The organism is Eubacterium sp. MSJ-13 (genome assembly GCF_018918235.1).
In the GTDB taxonomy this organism is placed as follows: Bacteria; Bacillota; Clostridia; order Lachnospirales; family Lachnospiraceae; genus Butyribacter.
The window spans coordinates 1-17,080 of the sequence record NZ_JAHLQE010000128.1; the positions used below are offsets into that span (position 1 = coordinate 1).

Genomic DNA, 17,080 nt, shown 5'->3' on the forward strand with positions numbered 1-17,080 from the left:
GCAAATGTAAATTCAAGCAAGTCATTTGGCTGAATATGAACATGTCACTACACTAGTACTATGTGCTATCAAAAGTGCAGGCTTGTTCAATGTATCAATCAGTGGCATTATATCATGTTAATTTTTGTAAATCCAAACCGCACACTAATAATATCATATATTTCTGACGATATAACTAATAGGGAAAGCCCTTTGCAATGCGGCGTTTTTTGCATATGGCTTAAATATAACAACTCAATTTAATTTTACACATTTTATTGACAGTGTTTCAAAGGAATGAATACACTATAGAAAAAGGAGGTTCTCATTATGAGTTTAGACGCAATTTCTTCATCAGTAAATACATATAGTACAACTACTACAAAAAAGACTGATGATACAAAACAGAAAGAAGCTGCTGCAAGCACATCTAAAAAAGATGCTTCTTCTACTGACACAACTAAAAACAATGGTGCTGTCTATGAAAAAAGTGACAGCAAGAAAACTGACAGTGCAAACCAGATCTACAACAGAGATGCTATAGTATCAAAGCTTAAAGCTGACCAGCAGTCACGCTTACAGTCTATGCAGAGTCTTGTCGAAAACCTTTTAAACAAGCAGAAAGGTACTTTCGACCTTGCAAGTCTTATGAAAAAAGATGATGTTTCAGGATTGAATCTTTCAGCTACATTTGAAGCTGCTGCCAAAAATGCAGATCCTGCTACTATCAAAGCAGCGCAGGAAAGCATTTCAGAAGATGGTTACTGGGGCGTAAACAAAACTTCAGACCGTCTTGTAAGCATGGCTATCGCTCTTTCAGGCGGAGATACAAGCAAGGCAGATGAGATGATGGCAGCTATCCAGAAAGGTTATGACAGAGCAACATCTGCATGGGGCAAGGATCTTCCTGATATCTGCAAGAACACACTTGAAGCAACTAAACAGAAAATGGATGACTGGAAAAACGGCAAGACTACAGCAAAAGATTATTCAGATCTTCAGTAGTAAACTTTTCCGGCAGATACATTTAAAGCTGACATTATCAGCACACAGATTTAAAACACAAAGGGCAAAGATGTCTCAAAAAGATATCCTTTGTCCTTTTTTAGAACATAAGAAAAGACTTTTACTATAATATCACAGGAGGATTCAGCCAAAAATTTAACACTATCAGGCAAGTCTTTCACTTCTATTGCACAGAACAATAAGTGTGGGTGGGGACTTACTTGTATCAGGAGGGGTAAAATGACAAATAAAAACACATTTAAAATTTTGATAGAATTTCTTATGCTTACTGTCGGTTCGATAATCGCCGCCTTCGCCATAGAAGAATTTCTCGTGCCAAACACCATACTAGACGGCGGCATCATCGGAATCGGTATTATGATAAACAATCTTACAAAACTTCCACTTAGTATGCTTACTATCATACTTAACATACCTTTTCTTCTCTTCGGTTTACATAAACTCGGCAAAATATTCATCATAAAATCCGCGTACTGCATGACAATATTTTCACTTTTTGTATCAATATTTGCGCCATTGACAAACGCAACCGCCGAAACATTTCTCGCAGTGTGTTATGGCGGAGTTATATTAGGTGTCGGTGTAGGTATTATAATAAGATTTGGCGGCTGTCTTGACGGAACTGAGGCCGTAGCCATCATTTTAAACAGAAAGCTTGGACTCGCTGTAGGTCAGATGGTTCTTATAATGAACCTTGTAATATACTCGATAGCTGGTATTCTTTTTGGACCTGACAGAGCAATGTACAGCCTTTTAACATACTTCATCACCTCAAAGGTACTCGATGTAGTTGAAAACGGTGTAAATCAGGCAAAAGCCGCAACTATCATTACAAATGATTCAAAAGAGATATCAGATAAGATATATCAGAAACTTGGAAGAACAGTCACCATCATGGAGGGCGAGGGACTTGTAAGCGGCAAAAAAGTTGTACTTTACTGTGTGCTTACACGCTTTGAAGTAAGGGAACTGACAAATATAATAAACTCCGTCGATACATCAGCTTTTGTCTCCATAACAGATGTTTCTGAGATAATCGGAAACCATATTAAAAAAACACTCGAAAACTGAGTAACAGATTCTACATTTATTTGACTTTAACTAACACAATGACTTATAATACAGTCATTGCAAACAAAAAGGAGGACTCAAATGAGATTATCAAAAAAAATAGTATCAATACTTACTGTCACAGCACTAGTTACAAGCCTTACAGCCTGTGGAAGTTCAAGCGAAAAATCAAGTTCAGGTAATTCAGGTAAAAAAACTTATAAGATAGGTATCTGCCAGCTTGTCGAGCATGAGGCTTTAGATGCAGCAACTAAAGGCTTTAAAAAAGCTCTCACGGACAAACTAGGCGAAGATAATGTTGAATTTGACGAGCAGAATGCACAGGGCGAATCAACAAACTGTTCAACCATCTGCAACGGTTTCGTTACAAATGGTGTAGACCTTATCATGGCTAACGCTACAGGTGCTTTACAGGCAGCAGTTTCTGCAACAAACGAGATTCCTATTGTTGGTACATCCGTTACTGATTACGGTACAGCCCTTAACATCAAAGACTGGAACGGAACTTCCGGCACAAATGTAACAGGAACAGCAGACCTTGCTCCTATCGACAAACAGGAAGATATGATTCTTGAGATAAAACCTGATGTTAAGAAAGTTGGTATTCTTTTCTGTTCATCAGAACCAAACTCAGCATATCAGGCTAAACTTATGGAAGAAGAGCTCAAAAAGGATAATATTGAATACAAAGAGTACACTGCATCTGATTCAAATGAAATTCAGTCTGTTACTCAGACAGCATGTTCAGAGGTTGATGCCATCTATGTTCCAACAGATAACACAATGGCTTCTGGTATCGAAACTGTTAAAAATGTAGTTGTTCCTGCCGGAATCCCTCTCTTTGCCGGTGAAAAGGGTATCTGTGCAGCCGGAGTTGCAGCCCTTTCAATCAGCTATTACAATCTCGGATATCAGACAGGTGAGATGGCTTACAAGATTCTCAAAGAAGGTGAGGATCCTGGAAAAATGGCTATTGAGACTGACAAAAATCCTACAAAACTCTACAATAAAGAAAACTGTGATACTTTAGGAATAAAGATTCCTGAAGGATATACAGAACTTAACGATGCAAAATAGCTTCAAAACAAACTTTATATAAAACAAGCCCCCATAAGTCAACGCTTATGAGGGCTTATCTTATATTTAGTCAAGCGTATATTCGCAATCTGCTCCGCTACTTACTTGATAGTGTCAAGTATCTTTAATTTTACTCCTCCTGCAGTGCCATCATCATAGCAGGTATTATCTGTTTTTTCCTTGAAACCGTATTTTTAAGTATGATAGTTTCCGTATCTTTTGGCAGATGGAATGCTTCAAGTGCAAGTTCTTTCGCTCCGCTTCCATAGTACAGAAGTTCAGTGCTTGCCTGCAATATATCCGTCAGCATAAAGAACAGCATTGATACTTCATGGTCTGCCATAGCTTTCTGCATATAAGGCATAAGTTTTTCTTTTATCGCCTCAAGCTCCTTACCTGTCATAGCTGTTATCTGACCTACGCCGAATGTCTGCTCCCCGACAACAAATTTCTTGAAGTCCTGATAAAATATCTCCTCCGGTGATTTTGACGACAAAGCACTTCCCGCAGTAAACATCTCCATTGCATACTCATGTGTCTTTATTCCTGCAATACCAGCAAGTTCTTCCGCTGCTATCCTGTCTGTCTCTGTACAAGTAGGCGATCTGTATACAAGCGTGTCCGACAAGATTGCTGAGCAGAGAAGCCCTGCAATATCAGGAGTTACTTCTATATTATTCTCCTTGTACATCTGATAGATTATAGTAGCTGTACATCCAAGCGGCTGGTTTCTGAAAAATATCGGACTCATAGTCTCGATGCTTCCAATCCTGTGATGGTCGATTATCTCAAGAAGCTCTGCATCTTCTATGCCATCTACTGCTTGTGACGGCTCATTGTGATCCACAAGGATTATCTTCTTCTTTCTTGCACCTAAGAGTCTTCTTCTTGAAATCATACCGAAGTATCTTCCATTCCAATCTAATATAGGGAAATCCCTGTATCTCTTTTTTGCCATGACATCGCGTATATCGTCGATAAATTCTCCAAGTCCGAATGTTATAAGATTCTCACTTTTCATAAAAAATCTTATCGGAATACTCTGATTTATAAGACGGGATGCCGTAAATGTATCATATGGTGTCTTTATTATAAAACATCCCTTATCCTGTGCAAGTTTTGTAATAGTAAGTGAAACAGGTGCACCGTCACATACTATGATACACTTTGCTCCCATCTCTATTGCACAAAGCTGTGACTCATATCTGTTTCCAAGAATAACTATATCTCCATCTTCGATATAGCTCTCCATAAGGTCGGGATTTGCTGCTGCAATAAGACATTTTCCAGATTTTATAGTCTCATCGGGGTTGCCTGATGTCATCTCTCCGCCGAGTGTTTCGACTATATTTCTAAACGGTGTCCCTGCATTTGCGATAATCCTGCTGTCGTAAACATCCATGTAAGATTTTGCAATATCCTCTATAGTGATAAGCCCCCTTAAATATTGGGCATCATCTACTATAGGAAGTGTCTGTAATGCGTCACCTTTCATTATCTCCCATGCTTTTTTAAGGGAAATGTCCTGACCTACCCCCTTTACACGCCCCACATCGATATCAATAACCTGTGGTCTTACATCATTCATGTAATCAGGTGGAAGTACACCAAATTTCTTGAGAACAAATCTTGTCTCAGCATTTATCTGACCGGCTCTTTTAGCGACATAATTTTCTCCGGTTATCTCTCTTTTAAGTCTCGCATATGCTATTGCTGAACATATAGAATCAGTATCAGGATTTATATGTCCTATAACATTTACTACTTTTTCTGAACTAAGCGGCATCTGCTTACCCAGCCTCCTTCATTTTAAAATAATTATTAAAAATATTACTGCGAAATCATATCAGGCTTAAATCATTTTTCAACGACTTATTTTAAATCTTCTTCCGTATATCTGCTTATATCTATTACATATTTAAACTTCTTTGCAAGTGCAGGTGCAAATCTGAACATCTGATCAAGGGTATCTCCCTCATCAGCAAGTATTACAATAAAATCTCCATAAAATTCATCCATAAGTCCGAATACCTTTGTGATAGTAGGAAAATACAAATCTGCTGCATCCTCAACAAGAAGGCAGCATCCTTTAAGCTGTTCCTTACATGCATCAAAATCCATCTGGTTTAGCTGTTTCGCCTGAATACAACCTATCCTTCCCTGACTCAAAAAACCATTTTTCTTTAAAACTTTTACTATACTTTTCGACACTGCAATTATCTTTTCTGATTCCTCCCCAATAAGAACAAAATGTGAAGGATCTTTTTCAGCATTTATTAAAGTCAAAACATCTTTGAATGTCTTGTGCAATGCTCTTGTTGTAGGTAACTCATCTTCAGGTATCGAATAATCTGCCATTTTTGCCTCCTCCTCTGACCGTGTTTTATTCTTATTTATCCCAAACAACTTTGCAGCCTTGTCCAACTTTATCTCCGTCTGTGATTTTTTATCAGAATCTTCGACTTTATCCTCATGTTCCTTATGTAATGAAGACATCTCCTCTTTCTTATCGTCATCCTGTTCGATTATTATATGCCTGCTCTGAACACTATCAGACATATCTGCCGTATTTACTTTGCTAATAATCTCTGAGTCTATTTTATTTTTATCTTCCGAATCATTTTCTAGGTCATTAGCAGCCTTATTCTTCTCTGCCTCATTGACCGCCTCAATATCACGGCCGATAGGTTTAGTATTTCCCCATTCATCAGCAACAGAGTCTATAATACGCTTTTTCTTTGAACCTAATATATGTCCTGTTATATCTTTCAGATCATTCTTTATCTCTTCAATATCAGAAGGTGCCATTGCATCCTCTCTTGAAATAACAGAATTATTATCCGTCTTATCCGCATGTACTTTATGCGGCGTATTACTCTTATAACCCTCGTCAACCTTAATGGAATGTACTTTTAACTGTTCTTTTTTTTCTGCTTCATATATAGCAGATATCTCTTTAGAAAGATCCTGGGTAATACCCGTACCTGACTGTGAATGATGTATGTACGGCCTTTCTTTTTTTTCACTGACCGGCTCATCTGCTGATTTATTGACTAATTCGATTGGTTCAGACTTTGACGGGTGCTTCCATAAACCTGATAACCTCTGTAACCCATCAATTGCCTTTCTTGCCATCTCAGCACCATCAAAATCCTCAGCCTCATCATCATCCCCTTCATCATATATGGTATCCGTACCATCCAAAGACTGTTCTTCTAATTCCTCGTCACTGTCTTTGTTTTCACTATCATAATCCTCAGGCCCGGCATCAACATATTCATCATTATCCCCATCCGCCGAATCATCCATTTTTAGAAGTGCATCAACACCCTTATCCCTTGCATATTCAGATTCTTCTTCGTCCTCTTCAATAAATGTATCAAAACCTTCATCCAAAGACTTATCATCCAAATTCAGACTTATCACTTTTTTCACTTTACTGCCTATACTATTCGCCGGCTTTTTCATTTCACTCTCAGATTCTACATATTCTGTAAGATCAGGAAGTGAACCCGTATCATCAGGATTAGGATTTTCCTTCTCAACAGTATAATCTCTGTCATCTATATATGCAAACTGCTCATCATCATCTATACTTGCGATAAGTCGTTTCGCCCTGTCAACTATTTCTCCTCTTCCAAACCAGAGTTTTATGTCCTCACACTCGCTCCTACATTCATCAAAACGCCCGGCCTTAAAATACAGTTTTGCCAGCTCATATGCCCACTCTTCTATATATTCCTCCTCTTTAAGCGATTCGAGTATTTCTATAAGCTGACCAATAGATGCACCTGATGCTTTATCTATGCGGTATCTGAGTATAAGTGCATCTCTATGGTTAGAATTCATTGCAACAAATTCCTGATAATATCCCTCCGCCTCATCTAGAGCATTTGTGCGTATGGCAAGATATATAAGTCTGTATAAAACTCTCCTTGTACGGCTTTTTTTATATATCCTCAAGTATGTATTCTTCGCAGCATCAAACTGTTCCGTCTTTGTATATACTTCCGCAATCGCACTCAGATCGCTTATCCCTTTTACCTGACGCATATCAAGGGTTTTCACAACTGCAAGTGCTTTTTTATATTTGCGAACCTCGATCAGATGATGTATCTGCGCAATTCTTATTGTTAATTCATACTGTCTCATCTTTACCTCCATACGTTAGAAATATCTCGTATTTTTATATTACTGCCACAGCTTGTAATACAACTCTTCTTTTCTATCTTTTCCAGTTGCAAATTTTCTCCTAAGTTCCCATGCCCTGTCATCCAGTTCACAGATAAGCACACCTTCCGTTCCCGAAATTTCTCCAAGTATATTACCTATGGAATCTACAGCCATGCTGTCCCCGCTATACGAAATCCCATCATGCTCTCCAAAACAATTCACCCCAACAACATATGACTGAGTTTCTATCGCTCTCGCACGAAGAAGTGTCTGCCAATGCACATGCCTGCTCTCAGGCCAATTTGCAATAACAAACATGACATCCGACTTTTTTGCAGCGGCTTGAAATATCTCAGGAAATCTCAGATCATAACAGACAAAAAGACTTACCATATGCTCCTTAAACGGAAATGAAACTATCTCTTCTCCTCCCGCATAAACATCACTTTCCCCTCCGTATGTGAAAGGATGAATTTTCTCATACTCAGCAATAATGTGCCCTTTGTTGTCCACAACCGAAAAAATATTTTTACCCTTTTCCCCTTCTTTCTCAGGCAAAGATGCCCATCCAAACCCTATCGCAATATTATACCTTTCAGACAGACTGCACATCCTTTTAACTGTCTCAGATGAATGTCTTTTCTCTCCTGTTTTTTGAATATTCATGGAAAATCCCGTAAAACTCATCTCAGGAAAGATAACTATATCCGCATTTTCAAAAGCCGCATCACATATCATCTTTTCAGCCTTTTTAACAGATGCTTCCTTGTCCTCCCATATCATGTCAATCTGTCCAAGTGCAACTCTCATACGGTTTCCTCCTGCTTATTTATATGACTATTATAACTAATGCTCACTTATAAAACAAGTATAGTAACACCAATTATCAAAGTGACAACCGACTGCATTGTATGTTACAATCATATAAGTAAAACTGATAATGAGAAAACTGTATTTTTTTCAAAAGCTGAACATTTGCACATAACCTGCAAGTGAACAGCTACCAAAAATAAACTTAATTTCAGGAGGATAATATCTATGAAAATTCAATCAGTTACAGATGACGCATTTAAAACTTATGGCCGTATCGTTGACGGATACGACTACAAACTTCTCTTAGAAAAACTTGAGAGTGAAACAGATAAACCTGCTGACGGTGTTATCTATGAGCCAACATGTGAGTCTCTTGAAAATACACCTGCATTTGTACAGCTTCGTGACAACTGCTATGGTGGAATGCCTATTGAGATTGGATACTGCAACGGTACAAATACAAAATTAAACTGTTTTGAATATCACAGAGACAGCGAGATAGATATCGCCGCTGACGATGCGATACTTCTTGTTGCAAGGCTTCAGGATGTTGAAAACGGAATCATTGATTCAAGCAAAACAGAAGCTTTTCTCTGTCCTAAGGGAACAGCAGTAGAACTCTACTCTACAACACTTCATTACGCACCATGCAGTGCAAAGAAAGGTGAAGGCTTCAGAGTAGCCATCGTTCTTCCGAAAGAGACAAACTTTGATATGCCAGAAATTACAAAGGCAAATTCTGAAGATTCTCTCCTTTGGGCAAAAAATAAGTGGCTTATCGCACACAAAGACACATCAGAAGCAAAAGCCGGTGCTCATGTAGGACTTACAGGTGAAAATATTGATATAGCTGACCTTATTTAAGGAGAAATAAACATATTATGAATCTACCCGAGAAATTTATTGAACGAATGAAATCTTTGCTCAGTCCTGAAGAGTTTAAACTGTTTGAGGCAAGCTATTCTGCAAGCAAATCTTATGGACTCCGCATAAACCCGTTGAAAATAAAATCTCAGGATGCATTACCCTTCTTTTTAAACCCTGTCCCGTGGGCAAAAGAAGGGTTTTATGCTTTGCCTGAAGAAAAACCTGGCCGCCATATACTGCACGAGGCAGGTGCCTACTATATTCAGGAGCCGAGTGCAATGTCTGTCGCTGCACTTCTGGATGCCAAACCCGGAGACATAGTATGTGACCTCTGTGCTGCTCCAGGCGGAAAATCCACCCAGATTGCCGGTATGTTAGACGGTGAGGGACTTCTTGTATCAAATGAGATATTCCCACAGCGTGCCAAAATACTTTCACAGAATATTGAAAGACTTGGTATAAAAAATGCAGTTGTCTGCAATGAAACTCCGGAAAACATGGCAAAATACTTTCCGTCTTTCTTCGACAAAATTGTTGTTGACGCACCATGTTCCGGTGAGGGCATGTTCAGAAAAGATGATATCGCTGTCGAAGAATGGACTCCCGACAATGTAGCTCTATGCTCTGAAAGACAAAAATCCATCTTATCACAGGCACAAAAAATGCTTAAACCAGACGGAGTTATCGTCTATTCCACATGTACTTTTGCCCCTGCTGAAAATGAGGACATCCTAATCTGGTTCTTACGGGAATATCCCGATTTTCATGTCGAAGATTACCACGATATTCTGGGCATTGATATCTCAAATGGAAACCCTGACTTTGTCTCTGATGAACTAAAACCATTGACCGAGGACGAGTCAAATGCAGTCAATGGTTCTCTGAGATTATGGCCACATAAGATAAAAGGTGAGGGACATTTTGCAGTAAGACTTAGAAAAAACGGCGGTGAAATGGCTGAACAAAAAAAGAAAAAGAAATCATCAGGCAAAAATATTCTTTCCAAAAGTGACAGAAAACAACTAGTCAGCTTTTTATCTGAGTTTCTTGCTGACACAGTTCCTTATGCTGATAAAAGATATGAATATTTTGGTGATGAGCTTTATATGGTTCCTGACGAAATGCCTGAACTTAAAGGAATCAAACTTATCAGAGCCGGACTTCATATAGCGACAAGAAAGAAAAACCGTTTTGAACCGGCACATGCGTTTGCAAAATATCTGAAACCTGCCGATGTAAAATATTCTTTTGAATGTTCTACAGAACAAGCTGAAAAATACCTTCACGGTGATGTTATACAGATAACAGACAATTCGCTTTCAGATGCAAAAGGCTTTGCATTAGTTTGTTATAACGGTTTAAGTCTCGGATGGGGCAAAATCACGAACAGCACGATTAAAAATCATTATCCTAAAGGACTCAGAATAAATTATTAAAAATTAAAGTTAAATATTACAAAGTTATAAAACAACAAATGCAGCAGGTTTTAACCTACTGCATTTGCTGTTTCATAAGCTTTTTTATAACTCAAAACTTTATTTACATATGTCTTACAGAATGATGGTACTCCACCATATTTCTTAACTGCACCGCTTCCCGCATTATATGCGGCAAGAGCCAGCTTTACATCTCCGTTATATTTCTTTAAATGTGCTGCGATAAGCTTTGCACCACCCATGATATTCTGCTCAGCATCATACGGATCTTTAACTCCCAACTCCTTCGCAGTAGACGGCATAAGCTGCATAACACCTATTGCTCCGGCACTTGAAACATCATTAGGATTAAAATCTGACTCGGCTTTTGCGACAGCTTTAAGAAGACTCTCAGATACTCCATATTTTTTGGCAGCCTCTTTAAATATACTGTCATATTTTGTTTTTTTCATAGCATCTGCCGTAGTAGTAGATGTATCCGATGTCTTTTTCGTCTCAGATGTCTTTTCGTCTGCTACATCAACATATATATATGTCTCACCTGTAGACGCATTTTTATATAATATCTTTCCAGACGATGTGTCATTGTCCGAAGAAGTATTTTCTGTTTTTTTTGTATCTGAACTCTCTGATGCTGATACTGTTTTTTTAGACACAGAAGTATTTTCTGTACTTTCTACCTTTTTCGTCTGATTATTAAGTACCGTTCCAAAACTTTTTATACTGGTATATCTCTGCACACCATCATTTTTCAACTCTGCCAATGGCTTAATCTTCAATCCCTGAATTCCGCTTATCACTTACTTTTCCCCCTGGTCGTAAAACAAATTACTCAGTGTAATATCTTCATTTGCGAACTCAATCTTCTTCTCTTTAACAGATGCTCCCTCGACATATGCTTCCATCACAGGTGCATAGCTTGTCTTTTCTATTATCTCAACTGAAGATACACCCTTTATATCGGGTTTTTTATATACAATTTTTGCAACCTTTTTATCCGGATGTGCATTTTTGCACGAAATGGTTTTCGCTTTTTTTCCCTTAACAGGTTTTTTAAACAAAATAACCACCCCCGTTTTGATTCGTCTTTGAAAGCTGCATTTTGAATTTTACACTCATACATTGATATAATAGCATAATATGTGTGAGTTGAACAGATTTTTTTGCGGTTTATTGGCGGGGTAAGGATGCATACATAATGCTGCTTAACTATTTTTATATTTTATACGGATAATTAAGGGGGCTGTCGATTTTCTGTTTCGGCAGCCCCCTTTTAGAAAGAAAGGTACAAATAATGATTTTTATTATTCCACTTTATTCACCTTCGTAAACAGTGATTCCTGTTACTGTCGGTCTGTTTGCGAATGTAATATAAAGATATGGATTTGTTTTAAGTTCATTTATCAATGTATCAGTGAGCACGATTCCTTTTCCACTGTATTCTGTGTACTTCATGTCTACTGATGTTCCAGGTCTGCCGTCTACTTTATCTGTTGCGGCAAATGTTACTGAACCTACATTGTCTTCTGAATCTGATTTATCAAGGAAATCAAATTTAATTACAGGTTTCTTATATTTAGATAAATCAATCTTTAAGAATGCCTGATATCCGTAATCGTTAAATCCGATTTCTGTTGCATCTCCCTCGATTGAACTTGTTGCTGTGTTTTCAGGTACATATTTTGAAAGGTCTCCGCCTGTGACTTTCTCACCAGCACCTTCACTGTCATATCTGTTGTCACCAACAAGACTTGAACCATCGTTCTTATACCACTTACCTGTCCATGTCCAGCCAGCTTTAAGAGAGCTTACATCTACTGCTTCTAACTTGTCAGCTTCAGTTCCGTCTGCTGTTGTTCCATTTGTGTTCAGGTTTGATTTCATTGAACCATTTGAACCTGTGATAGTGTTGTATAACTCTGCGATATCATGATATCTCATCTGGCATTTGTCTTTGTCCATATACTGATTTGTTTCCCAAAGTACAGGTAAGATATGATGTTTAGCTGCAATTGTCATTGTATCATTTAACCACTGAGCTACACCCTCCTGTTTTGGATTACATACACTGAACTCACCCATGATGATTCCATATCCTGCATTGTAGAACTTATCCATCTCTGAAAGGAATGTCTCTGTTGCCTCTTTATCCTTTGGTGTGTAAACTCCTTCTCCACCATCACCACAGAATCCCCATGGTGTATAATAGTGAATTGATATGCTGAGTTTAGTAGTTCCATTCTCTGCTGTATCTGTTGGCATCTTAAATCTGTCATCACAAGTTTTGTCGATGTTTGTGTCATAACCTGCTATAAGAAGATGTCTGTATGCATTGTTTCCGCCTGATGCACGAACAATATCTACAAATTTCTGATTGATCTTATTTGCCATCTCGTATCTCTCATCGAGAGTGAGGTTTCCTGAGATTGCTTTTGTATCGTTTGCATCCTTTGGTGAAGCATATCCACTCTCGTAGATTGCATCATTTAATCTGTCACCAAGTTCCTCGTTTGCACCTTCAAAAATAAGGTGGTCTGAGTAGTCCTTAAATCTGTCACAGATCTGTGTCCAGTATCTTTCATATCTCTTCCATGCTTCTGCACGTCTTGTCTCATCTGCTGTCTTATTTCCGTCTGCATCTTCTTTACATGCACCGAACTGTCCCCACCACTGGTTATCCCAATGATCGTTTATGATTACATACATACCACAGTTTAATGCATAGTTTACGATTTCTTCTACACGACCAAGATATTTTTCATTGATAGTGTATGTTCCATCCTCTGAGTCCATGTTTGACCATGCTACAGGAATTCTTATAGTATTAAATCCGTATGAACGAAGTGACTGAATATATTTTTCAGTAGTAACAGGCTGTCCCCATGCCTGCTCAAATGCTTTTGCATCTGTAGCGGCAATCTTGTCAGCATAAGTTCCAAGTGTTGCCTCCATTGTGTTACCAAGGTTTACACCCTCACCCATCTCATTTTCGATAAGCCACTGTGTAGATAAATCTTTACGGACAGTACCGTTATCTTTAACAGTCATGCTGTCTGATGTACCACCCTTGATAGTTACTGTTTTTGCATCTCCTACATTTGATGCTGTCTCAGGAATTTTTACACGGAGTGTAATATCTTTCTGGTCAAGTGGTCCTGTATAACCTAAATCATCATTTTTTAAAACTGTTACATTGTATGTAAATGTTTTTGATGCAGTTTTTCCTGCCATTGTCTTATAAGTAACTTTTGCTGTTATCTTTGCTGAACCTGGATTGATTGCAGATACATCACCTGCATATTTAAAGCTTGATACTTTTGCACCCTCTATAGCTAAAACAGATTCATCAGAACTCTTCCATGTAACTTTGCTTATACTTTTAACATTCTCAACTGCGATAGTGATTTCATCACTCTTTCCTGCATATAACTTAGCTGCACATGCTTTTACATTGAAAAATGGTGTATATACTGCCTTTAAGTTCTTGTATCCGCTTGTCTTTATCTTCTTAACATTTGAAGCTGTTGAACTTCCTGATACACTTATCTTCTTTGCACATCCCTTAAATGCATTTTTAGCAACTGAAGTTAATTTAGCATTAAGAACAAGTTTGTTAAGATTCTTGCAATTTGCAAATGCTGATGCCGGAATCTTCTTTATGTTCTTTCCAAGTGTAACTGATGAGGCTTTTGCTGCCTTAAATACACTTGAATTTAAAGCTGTAACTGTATAAGATGCTCCTGCTGTCTTAACAGTATCAGGAACAGATATAGTCTTGGCTGTCTTACCTTTTGAAGATAACTTATTTACCTTAACTTTACCGGCTGTATCTTCTGTAGCTTCCTGTGTAACTTTATATACAATGTTTCCATTTGTGAATGTTGCTCCAAGTTTTTTACCATATGTCTTTACATACTTTGGAACACCACTTACCTTAAATGTAATCTCAATATCTGACTTAGGCATACTTGTAAGACTTCCCTGTTTAAAAGGAATAGTTCCTGAAAGCTGCCAGTCACCGTATCCTGTAACATTGAACTGATAATAACTTTCTGTTTTTATATAAGGAAGTTCTATATCTTTTGCACCTTCTACTTCATTTCCGTCTACTTTTAATGTCGCATTAGTTACCTTGATATCCGTACCATTTTTAACCGGAATGTCTGTAGCAACACCCATCATGTTAAAACTGTCAGCCTGTCTGAGGTCTACTCCCGAAAGCTTAACAGTATACTCTCCATCACCTTCATTTAAAAGAACATCTGTGACCTCTGCTGTCTTAGACGCATCCTGTCCATTTGCCTGTATGTATGCATAACTGTCTTTGTCGGAATACTTTTTTCCATCCTTATATGCATTTCTGTAATCCCACTTAGTTGTCTGATAATACAGATATGCGTGATATCCGTCCTGACCCCATACTGCACTTTCAGCAGCACTTGCAGTCTTTGTATCATTTGCAGCACCTATAGCTGTAAATGATGTAACAACCATAGCTGTTGATAATACAGCAGACAAAAGTTTTTTAGCTGTTTTTCTCATATAAATCTCCTCTCATATTTTAATATTATTAATTTCATTCACACTATGTACATATTTTATTATAAATGCTTTAACATTTATATCCCAATTTTTAGATATGTTGTACATGTTTTTTAATATCTTTATACTAAAATAGAGCGTGTCTTTCGACACGCTCCTTCCAGCAAAACTTTTATCACTAAGATACTTTTGCGTTTATAAGTTCAATAACTATTCATATTAAGAAATTATTTTACAACTACGCTAACCTTTACAGATTTCTTACCATATTTAAGTGTAGCAGTTGTCTGACCCTTCTTAAGACCCTTAACACTGAATGTTACCTGATCCTTAGCTGTCTTATTAACTGTTACTTTTGCAATCTTGTTGTTCTTTACAGAAACCTTAACTTTGTCAGCTTTTACTTTCTTAGTTACTTTTGAAAGTACAACTGAGTATTTAGCTGTCTTATTCTTCTTAACATTTGCTGTCTTAGCAACTGTTACTTTAACTGTAGCCTTCTTAGAAGCAGTCTTAAGAGTTACTGTAGCTGTCTTACCCATAACTGCTGTAGACTTAGCTGTAATCGTAGCTGTCTTCTTAGTGTTGTTTACCTTAACTGTAACGGCTTTATCACTGCTTGTAGCCTTAACTGTTGTTCCTGCTGTAAATTTAACTGTTGTTGATTTGCCTGGTGCAACTGAAACGGCCTTCTTAGCAGCCTTAACTGTTGCTGCTGCAGCAGGAAGTTCATTTGCTGCTGAGTTCTTCTTGTTCATTCCTGATACTGTGAAGTAAACCTTTACTATATCTCCAGCTTTAACAGGGCATACACCAAGACCATCAACTGCTGTAACCTTAGGATCCTGCCAGCTAAGTCCTGTGTCATCAAATGAACCGTTGAAAGGATTTACGATATTGTATCTGTAAGCGTTTGTATCCTGCTGATCATTGAATCCCCAAGGACCTTTTACATTTACTTTATATTCCTTAGAACCAACTGCAACATATGTAGCATTAAGTTTAAAGTTAGCATTTAATGAACCCTTGTAAAGATCTGTTGTAAGGAATAACATATATAAATCTTTTGAGTCAGAAGATGCTGTGTAGCTGATAGAATAATTTCCGTCACCCGTCACATCAACTGTAGTGTCTCCCCATGTTGACTCTCCCCATGTATCATCTCCTACATAGTTAAATCCAACTGTAAATTTGTCCATGTCACCCTTTACTACAGGTGCTGCTGTAGGCTCCTCTGTTGGAGCTGGTGTCTCTGTTACTGCCGGCGCACTTGTAATCGCTGGTGCACTTGTCACCTCTGGTGTGCCTGTAACTGCTGGTGCACTTGTTGCTGAGCCACTTGCTACTGCTGAGCCAGTTGCTGCTGTTGCATCTGATGAATTGTCTGCTGCTGCACTTTTTGTTGCCTCAAAGCTTGCACCAGTAACAACTAATGCTGCTGAAAGAGCTAATGAAAGTGCTTTTTTTGTTCCCTTTGTTAATCTCATTAAATTATCCTCCTCTCCCTATATACATAGGGCTATTATTTTTTTAACGCAAGCTGTGATACACACTGAACTATACGCTGTTTTATAACAAACTACATAGTAACAGAATACCAGTGCTAAGTGTACTGTTAAATTGCACAATTTTCATAACTTTTTTTATGCATTTTATACAATCTTTTTCTTTTTTATAGTTATTTTCACAAGAATTATCTATCTTAAGCCATAAATTATATCATAAAAAACAAAAATTTGTTTTTAATTTATATAATTTGCATATTGACACACACCTGACTTAATTTGCGAATTCTGTCATATATTTCCTATATTTGACAGGAAGATTATTATTCTGTAACTTTATATTTTCTCTTTCTTTTACAGCAATACTATCAAAAAATACTTTCCATAAATCAGAGTATTCTTCTTTTGTTCTATCAAGCTCCATGAGTTTTTCTTCCTCTTTTTTTGTCAACAGACGAAGCTCCCATTTTCCAGATGCATAATGAAATACTGCTTTATGATGTCTTGCATCGTATATTATAAACCACCCACTAGTGAATTACCCCGACTTATAGAAGTCGGAGCTTCCTGCTTCAACCACTACTGCACTGG

At 37.7% G+C, this 17,080-nt stretch carries 13 protein-coding genes; 5 read left to right on the top strand and 8 right to left on the bottom strand.

The window, feature by feature from the left end; all coding sequences use genetic code 11:
- Positions 1-309: 309 nt before the first annotated feature.
- From KQI69_RS07980 to KQI69_RS07990, 3 genes are all read left to right on the top strand, one after another.
- A complete protein-coding gene (locus KQI69_RS07980; protein ID WP_216564844.1) occupies positions 310-984 on the top strand; it encodes a hypothetical protein in 675 nt (224 codons plus the stop codon).
- A 240-nt stretch (positions 985-1,224) separates the two neighbouring features.
- Positions 1,225-2,076, top strand: coding sequence for a YitT family protein (locus tag KQI69_RS07985; protein ID WP_216564846.1), 852 nt, complete (start codon positions 1,225-1,227; stop codon positions 2,074-2,076).
- Between the two features lie 81 nt (positions 2,077-2,157).
- On the top strand, positions 2,158-3,153 hold the full coding sequence (locus KQI69_RS07990) for an ABC transporter substrate-binding protein (protein WP_216564848.1): 996 nt from the start codon (positions 2,158-2,160) through the stop codon (positions 3,151-3,153).
- A gap of 130 nt (positions 3,154-3,283) precedes the next feature.
- On the opposite strand, the gene KQI69_RS07995 is transcribed toward KQI69_RS07990, so the two are convergent.
- The 3 genes from KQI69_RS07995 to KQI69_RS08005 form a co-directional block, all read right to left on the bottom strand.
- On the bottom strand, positions 3,284-4,939 hold the full coding sequence (locus tag KQI69_RS07995; protein ID WP_216564850.1) for a putative manganese-dependent inorganic diphosphatase: 1,656 nt from the start codon (positions 4,937-4,939) through the stop codon (positions 3,284-3,286).
- A gap of 86 nt (positions 4,940-5,025) precedes the next feature.
- Positions 5,026-7,305 carry a lipopolysaccharide assembly protein LapB gene (locus tag KQI69_RS08000; RefSeq protein ID WP_216564852.1) on the bottom strand — a complete coding sequence of 760 codons (2,280 nt, stop codon included), beginning with the start codon at positions 7,303-7,305 and terminating at the stop codon, positions 5,026-5,028.
- Positions 7,306-7,344: 39 nt separating this feature from the next.
- On the bottom strand, positions 7,345-8,136 hold the full coding sequence (locus KQI69_RS08005) for a nitrilase-related carbon-nitrogen hydrolase (protein ID WP_216564855.1): 792 nt from the start codon (positions 8,134-8,136) through the stop codon (positions 7,345-7,347).
- Positions 8,137-8,364: 228 nt separating this feature from the next.
- On the opposite strand from KQI69_RS08005, the gene KQI69_RS08010 reads away from it, so the two are divergent.
- Positions 8,365-9,003 carry a DUF4867 family protein gene (locus KQI69_RS08010; protein WP_216564856.1) on the top strand — a complete coding sequence of 213 codons (639 nt, stop codon included), beginning with the start codon at positions 8,365-8,367 and terminating at the stop codon, positions 9,001-9,003.
- A 17-nt stretch (positions 9,004-9,020) separates the two neighbouring features.
- Entirely contained in the window at positions 9,021-10,442 is a 1,422-nt protein-coding gene (locus KQI69_RS08015) for an RsmF rRNA methyltransferase first C-terminal domain-containing protein (RefSeq protein ID WP_216564857.1), read from the top strand.
- 50 nt (positions 10,443-10,492) lie between these two features.
- Here KQI69_RS08015 and KQI69_RS10695 read toward each other — a convergent pair whose 3' ends face one another.
- From KQI69_RS10695 to KQI69_RS08040, 5 genes are all read right to left on the bottom strand, one after another.
- The gene (locus tag KQI69_RS10695) at positions 10,493-11,242 is read right to left on the bottom strand and encodes a lytic transglycosylase domain-containing protein (protein ID WP_371818782.1); all 750 of its coding nucleotides are present in this window, start codon (positions 11,240-11,242) and stop codon (positions 10,493-10,495) included.
- Complete coding sequence (locus tag KQI69_RS08025) at positions 11,243-11,503, bottom strand: hypothetical protein (protein ID WP_216564858.1); 261 nt, start codon at positions 11,501-11,503, stop codon at positions 11,243-11,245. It lies immediately after the preceding gene.
- Positions 11,504-11,756: 253 nt separating this feature from the next.
- Entirely contained in the window at positions 11,757-14,984 is a 3,228-nt protein-coding gene (locus KQI69_RS08030; RefSeq protein ID WP_216564859.1) for a cellulase family glycosylhydrolase, read from the bottom strand.
- Positions 14,985-15,211: 227 nt separating this feature from the next.
- Entirely contained in the window at positions 15,212-16,471 is a 1,260-nt protein-coding gene (locus tag KQI69_RS08035; RefSeq protein ID WP_216564860.1) for a hypothetical protein, read from the bottom strand.
- A gap of 292 nt (positions 16,472-16,763) precedes the next feature.
- Positions 16,764-17,009, bottom strand: coding sequence for a DUF4130 domain-containing protein (locus KQI69_RS08040; RefSeq protein ID WP_371818783.1), 246 nt, complete (start codon positions 17,007-17,009; stop codon positions 16,764-16,766).
- Positions 17,010-17,080 lie beyond the last annotated feature (71 nt).